The sequence below is a fragment of the Williamsia sterculiae genome, from assembly GCF_900156495.1.
GTDB classification, from domain to species: Bacteria; Actinomycetota; Actinomycetes; order Mycobacteriales; family Mycobacteriaceae; genus Williamsia_B; species Williamsia_B sterculiae.
On sequence record NZ_FTNT01000009.1, the window covers coordinates 1 to 18,190 of the forward strand.

At 66.5% G+C, this 18,190-nt stretch carries 11 protein-coding genes and 1 pseudogene; 9 read left to right on the top strand and 3 right to left on the bottom strand.

The window, feature by feature from the left end; genetic code table 11:
* From BW971_RS21525 to BW971_RS14440, 6 genes and pseudogenes are all read left to right on the top strand, one after another.
* Positions 1-779 (top strand): annotated as a pseudogene (locus BW971_RS21525) (mammalian cell entry protein); the annotation flags it as partial.
* Between the two features lie 112 nt (positions 780-891).
* Positions 892-1,842 carry a hypothetical protein gene (locus BW971_RS14420; protein ID WP_143690392.1) on the top strand — a complete coding sequence of 317 codons (951 nt, stop codon included), beginning with the start codon at positions 892-894 and terminating at the stop codon, positions 1,840-1,842.
* A 284-nt stretch (positions 1,843-2,126) separates the two neighbouring features.
* Positions 2,127-2,951, top strand: coding sequence for a hypothetical protein (locus BW971_RS14425; RefSeq protein WP_076480802.1), 825 nt, complete (start codon positions 2,127-2,129; stop codon positions 2,949-2,951).
* A 424-nt stretch (positions 2,952-3,375) separates the two neighbouring features.
* Complete coding sequence (gene rpoB, locus BW971_RS14430; RefSeq protein WP_076481156.1) at positions 3,376-6,864, top strand: DNA-directed RNA polymerase subunit beta; 3,489 nt, start codon at positions 3,376-3,378, stop codon at positions 6,862-6,864.
* A gap of 79 nt (positions 6,865-6,943) precedes the next feature.
* The gene (locus tag BW971_RS14435; RefSeq protein WP_076480804.1) at positions 6,944-10,900 is read left to right on the top strand and encodes a DNA-directed RNA polymerase subunit beta'; all 3,957 of its coding nucleotides are present in this window, start codon (positions 6,944-6,946) and stop codon (positions 10,898-10,900) included.
* A 196-nt stretch (positions 10,901-11,096) separates the two neighbouring features.
* Positions 11,097-12,095 (top strand): AurF N-oxygenase family protein, encoded by a 999-nt coding sequence (locus BW971_RS14440; RefSeq protein ID WP_076480807.1) that lies wholly within the window; start codon positions 11,097-11,099, stop codon positions 12,093-12,095.
* A gap of 77 nt (positions 12,096-12,172) precedes the next feature.
* On the opposite strand, the gene BW971_RS14445 is transcribed toward BW971_RS14440, so the two are convergent.
* Complete coding sequence (locus BW971_RS14445) at positions 12,173-13,162, bottom strand: alpha/beta hydrolase (RefSeq protein WP_076480809.1); 990 nt, start codon at positions 13,160-13,162, stop codon at positions 12,173-12,175.
* Positions 13,163-13,275: 113 nt separating this feature from the next.
* Between BW971_RS14445 and BW971_RS14450 the strand changes: the two genes are divergently transcribed.
* Entirely contained in the window at positions 13,276-14,562 is a 1,287-nt protein-coding gene (locus tag BW971_RS14450; RefSeq protein ID WP_083710058.1) for an MFS transporter, read from the top strand.
* Between the two features lie 3 nt (positions 14,563-14,565).
* Here the strand turns inward: BW971_RS14450 and BW971_RS14455 are convergent, their stop codons facing one another.
* A complete protein-coding gene (locus tag BW971_RS14455; RefSeq protein WP_076481161.1) occupies positions 14,566-15,075 on the bottom strand; it encodes a phosphoribosyltransferase in 510 nt (169 codons plus the stop codon).
* A gap of 120 nt (positions 15,076-15,195) precedes the next feature.
* Here BW971_RS14455 and BW971_RS14460 point away from each other — a divergent pair, with 120 nt between their 5' ends.
* Entirely contained in the window at positions 15,196-16,437 is a 1,242-nt protein-coding gene (locus tag BW971_RS14460; RefSeq protein ID WP_234974412.1) for an NAD(P)/FAD-dependent oxidoreductase, read from the top strand.
* 98 nt (positions 16,438-16,535) lie between these two features.
* On the opposite strand, the gene BW971_RS14465 is transcribed toward BW971_RS14460, so the two are convergent.
* Entirely contained in the window at positions 16,536-16,910 is a 375-nt protein-coding gene (locus BW971_RS14465) for a VOC family protein (protein ID WP_076480813.1), read from the bottom strand.
* Positions 16,911-17,107: 197 nt separating this feature from the next.
* On the opposite strand from BW971_RS14465, the gene BW971_RS14470 reads away from it, so the two are divergent.
* Positions 17,108-18,184, top strand: a complete 1,077-nt coding sequence (locus tag BW971_RS14470) for a DNA polymerase IV (RefSeq protein WP_076481163.1) — start codon at positions 17,108-17,110, stop codon at positions 18,182-18,184.
* Positions 18,185-18,190: the final 6 nt, after the last annotated feature.

Consider the following 18,190-nt stretch of genomic DNA (forward strand, 5'->3'; position numbering starts at 1 on the left):
TGTCCACGGTGGTGACCGAGTTGGGCAAGGCGTTGAACGGTCAGGGGGAGAATCTTCGGAAGTTGTTGGATTCGTTGAGTGATTTGTCGAAGGCCGGGTTGGACAGTTTGCCGCAGACGGTGTCGTTGATCCAGAACAGTGATGTGGTGTTGGGGACGCAGGCGGATCAGTCCGATGAGATCCTGAGTTGGTCGAAGAACATCGACCTGGTGACGGCGCAGTTGCAGAGCAGTGATCCTGATATTCGGCGTTTGTTGACCACGGGGACGATGACGGCGACGCAGTTGTCGGCGTTGTTGCAGCGTTCGGGTGGGGATCTGACCACGGCGATCCGCAACGCGGCCTCCGACGTCCGGGAAATCGCCCCGACGTTCCCGGTCATCTCGCCGGCGCTCGCCATCCTCTCTGGTATGTCAGCCGGTGGTTACACGGTCGCTCCGGGTGACAGCAACGTCCACTTCGGTCTGGTGTTGGAGACCAACAACCCGCCGTCGTGTACCTACGGTTACGAGAGCACGCAGGCGATCATCGACAACGAGAAGAAGAAGAACCCCAACTTCGACATCAACTACGATGACTTCCCGTTCAACACCAACGCCAATTGCAACGTGGCGCAGGGCAATCCGACGGATGTCCGCGGCGCGAGTCGTGTGACGCTGTCCGATCCGAACATTCCGCAACCGTGGGACAACACGCCGAAGAAGGATCCGGACAAACTCAACCTGAACCCGATCGCGACCCAGCTCGCAGCACTGCTGGGAGTGCGACCGGTCAAGTGATCGGTCCGCGGACCGGCGGGATCGAGTCCCGCCGGTCCGCGGTTCTGTCATGTGCCGGGTTCATACCGAACGATGAAGGTTTTCACAGACTTGATGGATACAGTGGCGCGCGATGTCTGATGCGCGCGAAAATGTGACCCCGCCCACGGGTGACCTCGATGAGTTCACCCCGGTCGACCCCGACCACGACCCCACGCCGGGTACCGAGCCGGTCTCCAGCCCGCCCGCGAACGGTGATGACAGACCCGGGTCGGATGCGGCAGGTTCCTCGACGACGCCCAAGCGCCGCGTTTTTCGCCGCCGCCGTGCTGACGCCACCAGCGGTGCTGAGGCCACTGCGCCGACGCCGGGTCGCGAGCACTCGTCGGCCAAGGACATACAGCCCCAGGCGGCGAAGCGGGGTCGACGCCCGTCGGCGAAGGTGGCGGGGATCGTCGCAGCCGTGGCCATGGTGGCCGCGCTGGTCGTGGCGGGGTGGTTCCTGACCACCTACGTGATCGCTCTGATGGACGACCACGACGACAACAACACCGCCCAGATCCGCGACGACGCCCTGTCGGGTGCCGATCAGGCGATGCTCAACGTCACCAATGTCGATCCCGCCGACCTCAACGGGTTCAAGAAGCGCGCCGCGTCGACCTTCTACGGCAACGTGGAGCAGCAGTTGTCCGAGGGCGGTTTCGATGCGCTCGCGAAGGCCGGACCGAATGCGGGCAAGCTCACGTCGACGATCGCGCGCTCGTCGCTGGTGGAGTTGAACACGCAGGAGAGCACCGGCAAGGCACTGGTCTACGTCACCGTGACCGCCAAACGGCCGCAGCAGGCGTCGTCCAGTCAAACCCTCGGATTCCAGGTCGACATCCGCAAGGACGGGGACATCTGGAAAGCGCAGAACATCCAGGCTCTGGACGGCATCCAATCCGACGACACGGCCGCTGCGGCCACGACGGCTCCGGCCGCGCCCGCAACCACGACTCCGGCCGCTCCGGCGCCCGCCACGCCGGCGCCCGCCGCTCCGGCCGCGACAGCTCCGGCCGCCGCACCGACGACAGGGGGTAACTGATGGCAACGCCGCCGCGTAAACGTCCCGGCCCGCCGACTCGACGCACTCCCAAGGTGGCTGGGGCGTCGCGGTCGTCTACCGCGCGCGACACCGCCAGTCCCCAAGCCCCGAACCCACAGGCCCCGAACCCCCAGGCCCCGAACCCGAAGACCCGGACCCCCAGGAGTCAGAGGGCCCCGCAGGAGCCGTCGACCACGAAGGGCCGCGCCACGAGCGCCCCGGTCGATGACGGCACCGCCCGCGAGCAGACCCCGACGACGTCGCCGGGCGCTCCTGAGGGCTCGATGGCCACCGATGAGGCGACCCGAGCCGTCCCACCATCGGGGAGCGACGCACCGACCACCTCGGAGACGACGACCGATACGACCACCGCCCCCGACGGAGAGCGGACAGACGCGCTGACGCCGGAAGCACGGTCCGCACCGGACCGGGCCACGCAGGACGAGAGCGCAGACGACGACACCACCGCCGACTCGTCAGGCCGGTCGGGCGGCAGGCCCGCCGGCAAGCGGCGCCCGCCGGCCGCTCGGGTGTCGACCATCAAACCGGCTCCGCCCAGCACCACCACGGCGTCGCGACGTCCTGCCCGCACCAGGTCCAGGGCCCCGTTCTGGACCTGGCGCAAGGCAGCCGTCCTGGCACTGCTCGCCGCGGTGTTCGCGGTGGTCGCCGTGGTGTCGGCGTTCCAACCGGGTACCTCCGCGCCCGCCAACGTCGCTTTCGTCAACCTGCCGCTGACCAGTCAGATCAAGGCGCAGGCGTCGACGAGGATCTGTCAGGTCTTCAACATCGACTACACCAACCTCGACGGATGGCAGAAGGCGGGCGCCTCGGCGACCACCGGCAAGGCCTCGCAGAACTTCCAGAAATACGTCGACGGCGTCAAGCAGGCCCTGCAGCAGTCCAACGTGACCAGCGGCAGCTCCGACTGCAAGGTCGACGTGGTGGGGGTGAAGTCCGCCGACGACCAGAATGCCGTGTTGCTGACCAACCTCATCTTCAGCGACAACCGTAATGGCGTCATCCAGGGCAGCAACACGGTGCGCTATCAGGTGGACATGCACAACGTGAACGGCAACTGGTTGGTCGCGGATTTCAACGGGTTCTGATGCGGCCGGACTGGACACGACCCGCGTCGATACGACCCCGGTGGGCAAAATCTGTCAAAGTCGCGCGTTCCTCTTGACTACCGGGCCCCGCGGTTGCACGCTATTGACCAGCGACGGAACCGCAGGCAGCCACTTGCGCCGATCGTGAGGGATACCGCGGGTGATGGACGATCGCCCGCCTGACGCCCGGCCCGTCGAGGGTCGGCGGTCCGGGTGTTGTCCACCCCGTCATCTCTGTGCTACTGTAGGACGTTGCGCTGGCTGCCTCCTGTCCATTCCACGATCACCCACCTGGCCACGGCTCTGTGTTCTCACAGTTGTGTCCGATGTGTTGATCGCTGAACGATCCAGGTCGTAAGCAGCGAACCGGCACATCACGCCACACACCGCTAGGTAGACAAAGTTCGTGTTGGAAGGACGTCCCTTGGCAGTCACCCGCCAGTCCACCTCAACCATTCCGGGCGCGCCTCGTCGCGCCTCGTTCGCGAAGATCAGCGAGCCGCTCGAAGTTCCCAACCTCCTCGACCTCCAGCTGGAGTCGTTCGAGTGGTTGGTCGGAACCCCCGAGTGGCGCGAGCGCGCGCTCGCCCGCGGCGAGGAGAGCCCCCGCGGAGGACTCGAGGAGATCCTCGCTGAGTTGTCCCCGATCGAGGACTTCTCCGGCTCCATGTCGCTGTCGTTCTCGGACCCGCGCTTCGACGAGGTCAAGGCCTCGGTGGAGGAGTGCAAGGACAAGGACATGACGTACGCGGCGCCGCTGTTCGTCACCGCGGAGTTCATCAACAACAACACCGGCGAGATCAAGTCGCAGACCGTCTTCATGGGCGACTTCCCGATCATGACCGACAAGGGCAGCTTCATCATCAACGGCACCGAGCGTGTCGTGGTGAGCCAGCTGATCCGCAGCCCGGGTGTCTACTTCGATTCCACCATCGACAAGGCCACCGAGAAGACCCTGCACAGTGTGAAGGTCATCCCGGGTCGTGGTGCCTGGTTGGAGTTCGACATCGACAAGCGCGACACCGTGGGTGTGCGTATCGATCGCAAGCGTCGTCAGCCGGTCACCGTGCTGCTCAAGGCGCTGGGGATGACCAACGAGGAGATCGCCGACCGGTTCGGTTTCTCCGAGATCATGATGTCGACCCTGGAGAAGGACAACACCGCCGGGCAGGACGAGGCGCTGTTGGAGGTCTACCGGAAGCTGCGCCCGGGTGAGCCGCCGACCAAGGAGTCGGCGGAGAACCTGCTGGAGAACCTGTTCTTCAAGGAGAAGCGTTACGACCTCGCCCGGGTGGGTCGCTACAAGATCAACAAGAAGCTCGGTCTGACCGACAACCCGATGACCGGTGCGTCGGTGCTGACCCGTGAGGACATCATCGCCACGGTCGAGTACCTGGTGCGTCTGCACGAGGCCGATCCGCACACCACCACCGTCATGACGGTGCCGGAGGGTGTGGAGGTGCCGGTGGAGGTCGACGACATCGACCACTTCGGCAACCGCCGGTTGCGCACCGTGGGTGAGCTGATCCAGAACCAGATCCGGGTCGGCCTCTCCCGTATGGAGCGGGTGGTCCGTGAGCGGATGACCACACAGGACGTCGAGGCGATCACGCCGCAGACCCTGATCAACATCCGCCCCGTGGTCGCCGCGATCAAGGAGTTCTTCGGAACCTCCCAGCTGTCGCAGTTCATGGACCAGAACAACCCCCTCTCGGGTCTGACCCACAAGCGTCGTCTGTCGGCGCTGGGACCGGGTGGTCTGTCCCGTGAGCGTGCGGGCCTCGAGGTTCGTGACGTGCACCCGTCGCACTACGGCCGGATGTGCCCGATCGAGACGCCGGAGGGCCCGAACATCGGCCTGATCGGTTCGCTGTCGGTGTACGCCCGGGTCAACCCGTTCGGGTTCATCGAGACCCCGTACCGCCGGGTGGTCGACGGCACGGTCACCGACGACGTGCACTACCTGACCGCCGACGAGGAGGACCGGCACGTCATCGCGCAGGCCAACTCGCCGATGGACGCCAGCCACCAGCTCACCGAGGATCGGGTCCTGGTCCGCAAGAAGGGCGGCGAGGTCGAGTTCGTGAACTCCGACCAGGTCGACTACGTGGACGTGTCGCCGCGCCAGATGGTGTCGGTCGCGACGGCGATGATCCCGTTCCTCGAGCACGACGACGCGAACCGCGCCCTGATGGGTGCCAACATGCAGCGTCAGGCCGTACCGCTGGTGCGCAACGAGTCGCCGCTGGTGGGCACCGGCATGGAGTTGCGTGCCGCGGTCGACGCCGGCGACGTGATCGTCACCGACAAGGCGGGGGTCGTCGAGGAGGTGTCCGCCGACTACGTCACCGTGATGGCCGACGACGGCACCCGCGACACCTTCCGGATGCGCAAGTTCGCCCGCTCGAACCACGGCACCTGCGCCAACCAGCGTCCGATCGTGGACGAGGGGCAGCGCGTGGAGGTCGGCCAGGTGCTGGCCGACGGTCCGTGCACCGAGGACGGTGAGATGGCGCTCGGCAAGAACCTGCTGGTCGCGATCATGCCGTGGGAGGGCCACAACTACGAGGACGCGATCATCCTCAGCCAGCGGCTGGTCGAGGAGGACACCCTCACCTCCATCCACATCGAGGAGCACGAGATCGATGCCCGCGACACCAAGCTCGGTGCCGAGGAGATCACCCGTGACATCCCCAACGTCTCCGACGAGGTGCTCGCCGATCTCGACGAACGCGGCATCGTGCGTATCGGTGCCGAGGTCCGCGACGGCGATGTGCTGGTCGGCAAGGTCACCCCGAAGGGCGAGACCGAGCTGACCCCCGAGGAGCGGCTGCTGCGCGCGATCTTCGGTGAGAAGGCCCGCGAGGTACGCGACACCTCACTGAAGGTGCCGCACGGGGAGACCGGCAAGGTGATCGGCGTGCGCGTGTTCTCACGCGACGACGACGACGACCTGCCCCCGGGTGTCAACGAGTTGGTGCGCGTGTACGTGGCGCAGAAGCGCAAGATCCAGGACGGCGACAAGCTCGCCGGCCGGCACGGCAACAAGGGCGTCATCGGCAAGATCCTCCCGCAGGAGGACATGCCGTTCCTGCCCGACGGCACCCCCGTCGACATCATCCTCAACACCCACGGTGTCCCGCGTCGTATGAACATCGGCCAGATCCTGGAGACCCACCTCGGGTGGATCGCCAAGACCGGCTGGAACATCGACGTCGCCACCGGTGTGCCGGACTGGGCGTCGCAGCTGCCGGAGGACATGTACTCCGCCGGACCGGACACCCGGACCGCGACCCCCGTGTTCGACGGTGCGCGCGAGGAGGAGTTGACCGGTCTGCTCGGTTCGACCCTGCCCAACCGCGACGGTGAGGTGATGGTCAACGCCGACGGTAAGGCGGTGCTGTTCGACGGTCGTTCCGGCGAGCCGTTCCCGTACCCCGTGTCGGTCGGCTACATGTACATCATCAAGCTGCACCACCTGGTGGACGACAAGATCCACGCCCGGTCGACGGGTCCGTACTCGATGATCACCCAGCAGCCGCTCGGCGGTAAGGCCCAGTTCGGTGGCCAGCGCTTCGGTGAGATGGAGTGCTGGGCCATGCAGGCCTACGGCGCGGCGTACACGCTGCAGGAGTTGCTGACCATCAAGTCCGACGACGTGGTCGGTCGTGTGAAGGTCTACGAAGCCATCGTCAAGGGCGAGAACATCCCGGAACCGGGCATCCCCGAGTCGTTCAAGGTGCTGCTGAAGGAACTGCAGTCGCTGTGCCTGAACGTCGAGGTGCTCAGCTCCGACGGTGCCGCCATCGAGATGCGCGACGGTGACGACGAGGACCTCGAGCGCGCGGCAGCCAACCTGGGCATCAACCTCTCGCGGAACGAATCCGCGACGGTCGACGACCTGGCGAACTGATGCGGGACGCAAGCGCCCGCAGGGCGAACTGACACAGACCAGACCCTTTACTGACAATTGAGCTACTGAAAGGCCACTAGTGCTCGACGTCAACTTTTTCGATGAACTCAAGATCGGTCTGGCAACAGCCGACGACATTCACAACTGGAGCTTCGGCGAGGTCAAGAAGCCGGAGACCATCAACTACCGCACGCTGAAGCCGGAGAAGGACGGCCTGTTCTGCGAGAAGATCTTCGGACCGACTCGCGACTGGGAGTGCTACTGCGGCAAGTACAAGCGCGTGCGCTTCAAGGGCATCATCTGCGAGCGGTGCGGCGTCGAGGTGACCCGCGCCAAGGTGCGTCGTGAGCGGATGGGTCACATCGAGCTGGCCGCACCGGTCACCCACATCTGGTACTTCAAGGGTGTGCCGAGCCGGCTGGGCTACCTGCTCGACCTGGCGCCGAAGGATCTCGAGAAGATCATCTACTTCGCCGCGTATGTCATCACCTCGGTGGACGAGGAGCTCCGGCACAACGAGCTCTCGACCCTCGAGGCCGAGATGGCCGTGGAGAAGAAGGCCGTCGCCGATCAGCGCGACATCGACCTCGCCGAGCGTCAGCAGAAGCTCGAGGAGGACCTCGCGGCCCTGGAGGCCGAGGGCGCCAAGTCCGACGCCAAGCGCAAGGTCAAGGACGGTGCCGACCGGGAGATGCGTCGCATGCGCGACGCCGCGCAGCGTGAGCTCGACGATCTCGAGGAGATCTGGGACAAGTTCACCAAGCTGGCTCCCAAGGACATGATCATCGACGAGAAGCTCTACCGGGAGCTGCAGGATCGCTACGGTGAGTACTTCACCGGTGCCATGGGTGCCGAGGCGATCAAGAAGCTGCTGGGGACCTTCGACATCGACGCCGAGGCGGAGTCGCTGCGCGACACCATCCGCAACGGCAAGGGGCAGAAGAAGCTGCGCGCGCTCAAGCGGCTCAAGGTCGTCGCGGCGTTCCAGCAGTCCGGCAACTCGCCGCTGGGCATGATACTCGACGCCGTCCCGGTGATCCCGCCGGAGCTGCGTCCGATGGTGCAGCTCGACGGTGGCCGCTTCGCCACCTCGGACCTCAACGACCTGTACCGACGGGTGATCAACCGCAACAACCGCCTCAAGCGACTGATCGACCTCGGCGCGCCCGAGATCATCGTCAACAACGAGAAGCGGATGCTGCAGGAGTCGGTGGACGCGTTGTTCGACAACGGTCGTCGTGGTCGCCCGGTCACCGGTCCGGGTAACCGCCCGCTGAAGTCGTTGAGCGATCTGCTCAAGGGCAAGCAGGGTCGTTTCCGTCAGAACCTGCTCGGCAAGCGCGTCGACTACTCGGGCCGTTCGGTGATCGTGGTCGGCCCGCAGCTCAAACTGCACCAGTGCGGTCTTCCCAAGCTGATGGCGCTGGAGCTGTTCAAGCCGTTCGTGATGAAGCGACTCGTCGACCTGAACCAGGCGCAGAACATCAAGTCCGCCAAGCGGATGGTCGAGCGTCAGCGCCCGGCCGTGTGGGACGTCCTCGAAGAGGTCATCGCCGAGCACCCGGTGCTGCTGAACCGTGCTCCGACGCTGCACCGGTTGGGCATCCAGGCCTTCGAGCCGCAGCTGGTGGAGGGTAAGGCCATCCAGCTGCACCCGTTGGTGTGTGAGGCGTTCAACGCCGACTTCGACGGTGACCAGATGGCCGTGCACCTGCCGCTGAGCGCGGAGGCGCAGGCCGAGGCGCGCATCCTGATGCTGTCGTCCAACAACATCCTGTCCCCGGCGTCGGGTCGCCCGTTGGCGATGCCGCGTCTGGACATGGTGACCGGTCTGTACTTCCTCACCGCGTCGAAGGACGGCGCGTTGGGTTCGTACCAGGCGGCCACCGACGACGACGTGGAGCGCGGTGTCTACTCGACCCCGGCCGAGGCCATCATGGCCGTCGACCGCGGGGTCCTGAGTGTGCAGGCGCCGATCAAGGTGCGGCTGACCGATCAGCGTCCGCCCGCCGACATCGAGGCCGAACACTTCCCGGACGGGTGGACCTACGGTCAGCCGTGGGACATCCACTCGACCCTGGGTCGCGTGCTGTTCAACGAGCTGCTGCCCGCGGACTACCCGTTCGTCGACGAGCAGATGCCCAAGAAGCGGCAGGCGGTGATCATCAACGATCTCGCCGAGCGGTACCCGATGATCGTGGTCGCGCAGACCGTGGACAAGCTCAAGGACGCCGGTTTCCACTGGGCCACCCGCTCGGGTGTCACCGTGGCGATGTCCGACGTGCTGGTCCCGCCGGCCAAGGCGGAGATCCTCGACAAGTACGAGGCTCGCGCCGACGGGCTGGAGCGCAAGTTCCAGCGCGGTGCCCTGACCCCGGACGAGCGGCGCGACGCGTTGGTCGAGATCTGGAAGCAGGCCACCGAAGAGGTCGGTAAGGCCATGGAGGAGTACTACCCCGAGGACAACCCGATCACGATGATCCCGAAGTCGGGTGCGACGGGCAACATGACCCAGGTCCGCAACCTGTCGGGCATGAAGGGTCTGGTGACCAACCCGAAGGGTGAGTTCATCCCGCGTCCGATCAAGTCCTCGTTCCGCGAGGGCCTGACGGTGGCGGAGTACTTCATCAACACCCACGGTGCCCGTAAGGGTCTGGCCGACACCGCGCTGCGCACCGCCGACTCGGGTTACCTGACCCGTCGTCTGGTGGACGTCAGCCAGGACGTCATCGTCCGGGAGACCGACTGCGGTACCGAACGCGGCATCATCACCACGCTGGCCGAGAAGCTGCCCGACGGCACGCTGATCCGCGACCCGCACGTGGAGACGTCGTCGTACGCCCGCACGCTGGCCGCCGACGCGGTCGACACCGACGGCAACGTCGTGGTCGAGCGCGGTCACGACCTGGGCGACCCGGCGATCGAGGCCCTGTTGGCCGCGGGTATCACCGAGGTCAAGGTCCGTTCGGTGCTGACCTGCACCACCGGCACCGGCGTCTGCGCCACCTGCTACGGCCGCTCGATGGCGACCGGGCAGCTGGTGGACATCGGCGAGGCCGTCGGCATCATCGCGGCCCAGTCGATCGGTGAGCCCGGCACCCAGCTGACCATGCGTACGTTCCACCAGGGTGGCGTCGGTGACGACATCACCGGTGGTCTGCCGCGTGTGCAGGAGCTGTTCGAGGCCCGCGTGCCCAAGGGCAAGGCGCCGATCGCCGAGGTGTCCGGACGGATTCGCCTGGAGGACGACGACCGCTTCTACAAGATCACGATCATCCCCGATGACGGATCCGAAGAGGTGGTCTACGACAAGATCTCCAAGCGTCAGCGTCTGCGCGTGTTCAAGCACGACGACGGCAGCGAGCGTCTGCTCGCCGACGGCGACCACGTGGAGGTCGGTCAGCAGCTGATGGAAGGTGCTGCCGATCCGCACGAGGTGCTGCGCGTGATGGGTCCCCGTCAGGTACAGGTGCACCTGGTCAACGAGGTCCAGGAGGTCTACCGCAGCCAGGGTGTGTCGATCCACGACAAGCACATCGAGACGATCGTCCGTCAGATGCTGCGTCGGGTGACGATCATCGACTCCGGTGCCACCGAGTTCCTGCCCGGTTCGCTCACCGAGCGTGCCGAGTTCGAGGCGGCCAACCGTCGGGTCGTGGGCGAGGGCGGCGAACCCGCCGCCGGACGTCCGGTGCTCATGGGTATCACCAAGGCGTCGCTGGCCACCGAGTCGTGGCTGTCGGCGGCCTCCTTCCAGGAGACCACCCGCGTGCTGACCGATGCGGCCATCAACAGCCGTAGCGACAAGCTGGTGGGCCTGAAGGAGAACGTGATCATCGGCAAGTTGATCCCGGCTGGTACCGGCATCAACCGGTACCGCAACATCCAGGTGGAGCCCACCGAGGAGGCGCGCGCCGCCGCCTATGCCATGCCGTCCTACGACGACACCTACTACACCCCGGACGGCACCTTCGGTGCCCCCGCCGGTGCCGCGGTGCCGCTGGACGACTACGGATTCAGCTCCGACTACCGATAAGCGGTGACGGACCGACGAACCCCCGACCGGATGGTCGGGGGTTCGTCGTCGTTCGGGGGATCCGGATCGCAGGTGACACCGCATTCACCGTGACAACGCGCGTTGACGTGACAATGAGCATTGACGTATCGACTTGGTGTTACGTACGGTTACGTGATCTGGCGCACTTTCCCGCGCTGTCGAAAGGTGGTTTGTCATGACGAACTCGATCACATACGCACCGGGAGCCGCGGTCACGGAACAGCAGGACTACGGTCGGATCCTCGATGATCTGTCGGCTGCATCCGTGCATCGCAGCTACGACCCGTACATCGACATCGCGTGGGACGATCCGCACATGGCCGTCGTCGCCGACGACGACCGTTGGGTGTTGTCGGGGGAGGTCGATCCGATCGGTCGGCACCCCTGGTACCAGCAGCGGCCACGGCATGAACAGATTCGCATCGGGATGTGGCGTCAGGCCAACATCGCCAAGGTCGGCTTGCAGTTCGAGTCGATCCTGATCCGCGGATTGATGCAGTACAGCTTCAAGCTCCCCAACGGCGCCAGGGAATTCCGATACGGCACGCACGAGGCGAAAGAGGAGTGCAACCACACCCTGATGTTCCAGGAGCTGGTCAACCGGATCGGCGTGGACGTACCGGGAGCTCGTCGCTCATTCAAACGGTTGTCGCCCGTGGTGCCGTTGGCATCGACGGTGTTCCCGATGATCTTCTTCTTCGGAGTGCTGGCCGGTGAGGAACCCATCGACCACCTGCAGAAGGACTTGCTGCGGGACGGGACCACCGCTCATCCGACGATGTCGGCGGTGTTCCAGCTCCACGTCGCGGAGGAGGCGCGGCACATCTCGTTCGCGCACACCCTCCTGCGCGAGAAGATCCCGGCGATGGGGCGCCTACACCGGTTCCTGCTGTCGCTCATGTTCCCGATCGCGATGCGATGGTTGTGCGGCGTGATCATGGTGCCACCGCGGGAGTTCCGCCGTGAGTTCGATGTGCCACGATCGGTGATGCGTGACATGTTCTGGCGGTCCCCGGAGTCGGCCGCCTTCCTGCGTGATGTGTTCGGTGACGTGCGGATGCTCGGGGATCAGTGCGGGTTGATGAACCCGGTCTCCCGTCGTGTGTGGCGCGTCCTTCGCATCGATGGCCGCTCATCTCGATACCGCAGCGAACCCACGTACTCGGCCGCCTGAACGGGGCACGAGCCTGAACAACACCGCAGCCGCGACGAAAACCGGTCGCGGCTGCGGTGTTGTTCAGCTGTGGAGGATCAGCCGTTGAAGAACCAACCGCTGTTGGAGATGTTCCAGATCTCGTCCTGCCAGTAGCCCCAGGAGTGGATGCCCACCGCGGGGAAGTCGGCGCGGACCTTGGCGCCCGCGATCTGAGCGGCGAGGGCGAAGGTTCGCGACTGCTCCATCGACAGCACCTCGATCGCCGAGCCGTCGAGGCCGGTGCCGATGTTGTCGACCCAGGTGCGCCCGACCGGGTTGCGACCACCCCAGGCGCCGGTACCCGCGTACAGCAGGAAGTGCTTGCCGGCCATCCGCGGCAGATTCAGCGTGGGGTCGCGGGTGAAGGCGCTGATGTTCGGGAAGATCCCGTACATGTTGTTCAGGTCGAATCGGCCCGCGTCGAAGGCCGCCGCGCGCAGCATGGTCTGCATACCCGGCGCGGTCAGGTGCATGAAGCCCGACATCGACACGGCGCGCTTGTAGAGCTGGGGGTAGTCGGTGGCCATCATGACCGCCGAACTCGCGGCCATCGACAAGCCGACCAGGGTGCGGTTACCGGAGAACCCGATCGAGTTCAGGTAGGCGGGGAGGCTCTTGGTGAGCACGCTGCGCCAACGGTACGGAGCCCGCTGACCGGCGGTGGGGCTCGCCGCGTTCCAATCCTCGTAGAACGACGACTGGCCACCCACCGGCATCACCACGTTGTAACCGTGGCGGCTCAGGTACGCGACGTTGGTCTCCTTCTCCCACCCGTTGACGTCATTGGTGGCCCGCAGTCCGTCGAGGAAGATCACGGTCGGAGCGGTCTTGGGGTTGCTGGTCTGCGAGGCCCAGGTGCGAACCCGGGTCTTGACGTCCATCCCGTAGCCGTTGATGGTCGCGTCCCTGAACCCCTTGGTCCCGGGTGGTCCCCAGGCCGATGCTGTGCCCGCACCGACGGTCAGCAGCGACAAGGAGACGAGCAGGGCGACGGCGAGGGCCGACAGAGCGGTGACGCTCCGCAGCGAGCGCTGTACCAATGGCATGTGTGCACCGGATTCATGTGAAGGATTCGGGGTCGGGATGACGATACCCAATTCGTTATCGTTTGGTGACATCAGTGGCGTTACTCATACCGTGGTGCGGCAGAATCCCGGCTGTGCGGGTGTGGACGGTCTGGGCGGTCGGCGTCTGCGCATACATCGCCGGCGTGCTGCAGCGCACCACCTTCGGTGTGGTCGGAGTGGATGCGGCGCACCGATTCGGTGTGAACCCCGGCGTGCTCGCCACCTTCGTCGTGCTGCAGGTCCTGGTGTACGCCGCGATGCAACTCCCGGCCGGAGTACTGCTCGACCGGTTCGGATCCCGGGCGATGATCGCCACCGGGGCGGTGCTGATGGGGTGCGGGCAGTTCCTGATGGCCACCACCGACGTGCTGGTCCCGGCGCTGATCGCGCGCGTGGTCCTGGGCGTGGGGGACGGGCTGACGTTCATCGCGGTACTGCGGTTGGTGCCGCGGTGGTTCCCGGTCCGACGAGTGCCGATGATGACCCAGCTCACCGGCATCCTCGGCCAGGGCGGTCAGGTGCTCTCGGCGGTGCCGTTCCTGGCCATCATGAATGCGGCGGGCTGGTCCACCGCGTTCACCTCGGCCGGAGCGCTCGGCCTGCTGATGGCCGTGCTGGTGATCGCTGTGGTCCGTGACCATCCTCCCGGCACCCCCGACGCGACGCACATCAGCACTTTCCGCGACACCATCGCCCAGGTGCCCACCGTCTGGCGACGCACCGGCACCAAGCTGGGGTTCTTCACCCACATGGGCACCCCGTTCCCGATCACCGTGTTCGCACTGCTCTGGGGTGTGCCGTATCTGACCACCGCGCAGGGGATGTCCCGCGCCGCGGCCGGGTCGATGCTCACCATCTCGGTGGCGGCGATCATCGCGGCCGGACTGGTGATCGGTGCGCTGACCGGCCGGTACCCGCTGCGACGGTCGGTGCTGGTGCTGGGCATCATCGGCGGGATCGCAACGGCGTGGACGGTGTTGCTGCTGGTTCCCGGACGTGCGCCGATCTGGTTGCTGGTGCTGGTGGTGGTGATCAGTTCGGTGGGTGCGCCCGGGTCGACCATCGGGTTCGACTACGCCCGTACCCACAATCCGCGGGCGAACCTGGGCACCGCGCAGGGGATCGTCAACGTGGGCGGCTTCCTGGCCGCGTTGCTGGTGATGCTCGGGATGGGGCTGGTGCTCACCGCGGCGGGCGGGTTCACCGCGACCGGCTTCCGGATCGCGTGGTCGCTGCAGTACGTCATCTGGTTGATCGCGGTGGTGGGGATCCTGCGTATGCGCGGTCGCGCGCGGCGCGAACTGGTCGCCGAGGGCGGCGTGCTGCCCCGACCGCTGATCGGAAGGGTCGCCGAGATCAGCGGGTTGCGACCGCGGTGATCCTCACGAGTCGACGACACCCCCGCCGACCAGCGGCGGTTCCGTCGACCACGGGAAGTTGATCCACTTGTCGGTCCGCCGCCACACATAGCTGGCGTGGATGGTCGACTGGGGCTTCTGGTAGAGCACCGCGTGACGGACCTCGGCCACCTTGCCCTGATCCCGACAGAAGGCGTCGATGAGCGTGAGAGTCTTGCCGGAATCGGCCACGTCGTCGACCACCAGTACCCGCGCGTCGTGCAGATCCCCGGCGTCGAGCAACGACGGCAGCATCACCGGCTCGGCCAGGGTCTCCCCGACGCCGGTGTAGAACTCCACGTTGATCGACAGCAGGTTCTTGCAGTTCAGCGCGTACGCCAACGACCCGGCCGGGATGAGCCCGCCGCGGGCGATACCGAGCACCACGTCGGGCCGGAAACCGCTGTCGGCTACCTGGCGCGCGAGTTCGCGGCCTGCCTGCCCGTACAACTCCCAGGTCAGGACCTCGCGCTCGTCCGCGGGCTGCTCGCTCATCGTGACAGCCTCGCACACCTCGACGTCCACGCGGCGTCACGACGACCGTCCGCGGGCCCGGTCGTCGGGCGGTTACGTTGGAGAGCAGACGCCGGAAACCCGGCGTGGAGGCAACCGGAGGTGACTGTGGCACAGGAGAGCAGGGCACAGGAGAGCAGGGCACAGGAGAGCAGGGCACAGGGGAACGGAACCCGGACGGTAGGGCCGGACGCCGGGTTGGTGGTCGTGGGCAGCGGGCCGGGCGGACTGGGCGCGGCGACCACCTACCGTGACCTCCGACCGTCCTCACCGGTCACCATCCTCACCGCCGACGACCGGCTGCCCTACGATCGGCCGCCGCTGAGCAAGGACTTCCTCCGTCGGGAGACATCGGCCGACGACATCGCACTGCAGGATGAGGGCTGGTACGGCGAACACCGCATCACGGTGCGCACCGGTGTCGATGTCGAATCCATCGACCCGCGGGCGCACACGGTGACGCTGGCCGGCGGTGAGACCGTCGGGTACGCCTCGCTGGTCCTGGCCACCGGTGCCGAGCCCGTGGTCCCACCGATCACCGGGGTGGGCGATCACGCATTCTTCCTGCGCAACCTCGACGATGCGACCGACCTGCGCGACAAAGCCGCCGACGCCGACTCCGCCGTGGTCATCGGGTCGGGATTCATCGGTTGCGAAGTTGCCGCGTCGCTGGCGTCGATCGGTGTCGCGACCACCATCGTCGCGCCCGAGGAGGTGCCGCAGCAGGCGCGCCTGGGCCGAGAGGCCGGGGAACGCATCCTGGGTTTTCTACAGCAGGCGGGCGTCAGCTACACCGGCGGCGTGACGGTCGAGGCCGTCGAGTCCGGCGTGGTGAGGTTGGGCGGCGGGGTCGCCATCGATACCGACCTGGTGGTCGCGGCCACCGGGATACGGTCGTCGAGCGGGTTGGCCAAGGCGGCGGGCATCACCCTCGCCGACGGTCGGGTGGCCGTGGACGAGTTCATGCGTACGGATGTCGCCGATGTGTACGCCGCCGGTGACGTGGCATCCCCGGTCAACGCCACCGCCGGTCGTCGCATCCCCACCGAGCACTGGGACGACTCGTCGGCGCAGGGCGAGATCGCGGGTGCTGCCGCGGCCGGACAACAGCGGGCGTGGGACGCGGTCCCGACGTTCTGGAGCGACATCGGTTCCGCGTCGATCCAGTACGGCGGGTGGGGTGACGGATACGACGACGACCACCTCGTCGACCGCGGTGACGGTGCCCTCGCCGTCTGGTACCGCACCGGTGACGTGACCGTCGGGGCGCTCACCGTCTCCGACGACGAGGACTACCAGATCGCGCTCAAGCTGATCGCGGAGAAGCGGCCGCCGGCGGGCTGAGTGCGCGTTGTTCGCACCAGTTTCCGTGATCTGCGCCGACTGCAGTGGATGCGCATCGCGGAAACTGGTGCGAACGTCGCAGCACCCACGCCCCGGTGTCAGTCGTTCGTGTGTCGGTGAGGCAGATACTGCACGTTCCACCGGTTGCCGTCGGGATCGCTGAAGTAGACGAAGTGTCCCCACGGCTGCACGTCGACCTCGCTCACGTCGAAGCCGGCGTCGAGCAGGTGCTGCCGTGCCGCGGTGATGTCGTCCGCGCAGAGCATCAGATGGGCTCCGCCGGGCACGACTTCGGTGATGCCCTCACCGAATGCGATGGAACAGCCCGATCCCGGTGGGGTCATCTGCACGAACCGCAGGCCCTCGTGGACGACGCTGTCGTGGTCCGGATTGAACCCGGCGCGGGTGTAGAAGTCCTTGGACACGTCGACGTCGCTGACGCCGAGGAAGGCGACTTCGAGGGTCTGGTTCATGGGATGCCTCCGGTGGATCGTCGGTGGATGTTGTCGCTCGTGAGTCTGCATCCGATTGCGGACAGTTTTGGTCCTCAATCGGGAGACGGCCTCGCCGAACCGACCAGATCCGCACCAGTTTCCGCAAGCCGCGGCGCGGGCATCGGGTGCGAAGGTCGGAAACTGGTGCGGAAACGGCGAACAATGGCAAGGTGCCCATCACCCCGACCACCGAGACGCGGCCGCGGTGGATCCTGCACGTCGACCTCGACCAGTTCCAGGTATCGGTGGAACGGTTGCGTAGCCCGGAACTGGCCGCCGTGCCGGTGATCGTCGGCGGCAACGGTGACCCCACCGAGGCGCGCAAGGTGGTGACCTGCGCGTCGTACGAGGCGCGCGACGTCGGCGTGCGGGCGGGGATGCCGTTACGCGCGGCCTACCGCAAGCTGCCCGACGCGGTGTACCTGCCCACCGACCACGTCACCTACGACGTCGCCTCCGAGGAGGTGATGGACACGTTGCGCAGCTTCGGGCATCCGGTGGAGGTGTGGGGCTGGGACGAGGCCTACGTGGGCGCCGACGTCGACGACCCGGAGGCCCTGGCCGCGCAGATCCGCGGGCGGGTGGCCGAGCGCACCGGGTTGGCGTCGTCCATCGGGATCAGCGACAACAAGCAGCGCGCGAAGATGGCGACCGGCTTCGCCAAACAGGGCACCCCGGGTGGTGACGACCGGGTGTTCACCCTCACCGGGGACAACTGGATGGCGCTGATGGGCCACCGGCCGACCCGCGACCTGTGGAGCGTCGGACCCAAGACCGCGGACAAGCTGACGGCACTCGGCGTCGACACCGTCGCCGACCTGGTGGGCACCGATCGCGACGCCCTGATCGAGCGGTTCGGGCCGCATCAGGGCAACTGGCTCTACGTCCTCAGCCGCGGCGGCGGTGACGCGACCATCGCGGTCGAACCGTATGTGGCGCGGTCGCATTCGAAGGTCGAGACGTTCCCGCGGGACCTGACCAGCCGCGACGAGATGGCCGCCGCGCTGTCGCGGTTGACGCGGGATCTGCTCGACCAGGTGGTCGCCGAGGGTCGCGTCGTGTTCCGGGTCGCGTTGACCGTGCGCACCACCACGTTCTTCACCAGGACCAAGTCGAAGAAGCTGCCGCACCCGACCACCGAGTTCACCGAGCTCGAAGCGGCGCTGCTCACCCTGTTGGACCGCTTCGAACTCGACCGCCCGGTGCGGCTGCTCGGCCCGCGCCTGGATCTGGTGCTGCCGCCGGACGCCTGAGGCGTA

Coding starts and splice junctions, on each gene's coding strand:
- BW971_RS14420 (WP_143690392.1), top strand. CDS start 892: ATGTCTGATGCGCGCGAAAATGTGACCCCGCCCACGGGTGACCTCGAT.
- BW971_RS14425 (WP_076480802.1), top strand. CDS start 2,127: ATGGCCACCGATGAGGCGACCCGAGCCGTCCCACCATCGGGGAGCGAC.
- BW971_RS14440 (WP_076480807.1), top strand. CDS start 11,097: ATGACGAACTCGATCACATACGCACCGGGAGCCGCGGTCACGGAACAG.
- BW971_RS14445 (WP_076480809.1), bottom strand. CDS start 13,162: ATGCCATTGGTACAGCGCTCGCTGCGGAGCGTCACCGCTCTGTCGGCC.
- BW971_RS14455 (WP_076481161.1), bottom strand. CDS start 15,075: ATGAGCGAGCAGCCCGCGGACGAGCGCGAGGTCCTGACCTGGGAGTTG.
- BW971_RS14465 (WP_076480813.1), bottom strand. CDS start 16,910: ATGAACCAGACCCTCGAAGTCGCCTTCCTCGGCGTCAGCGACGTCGAC.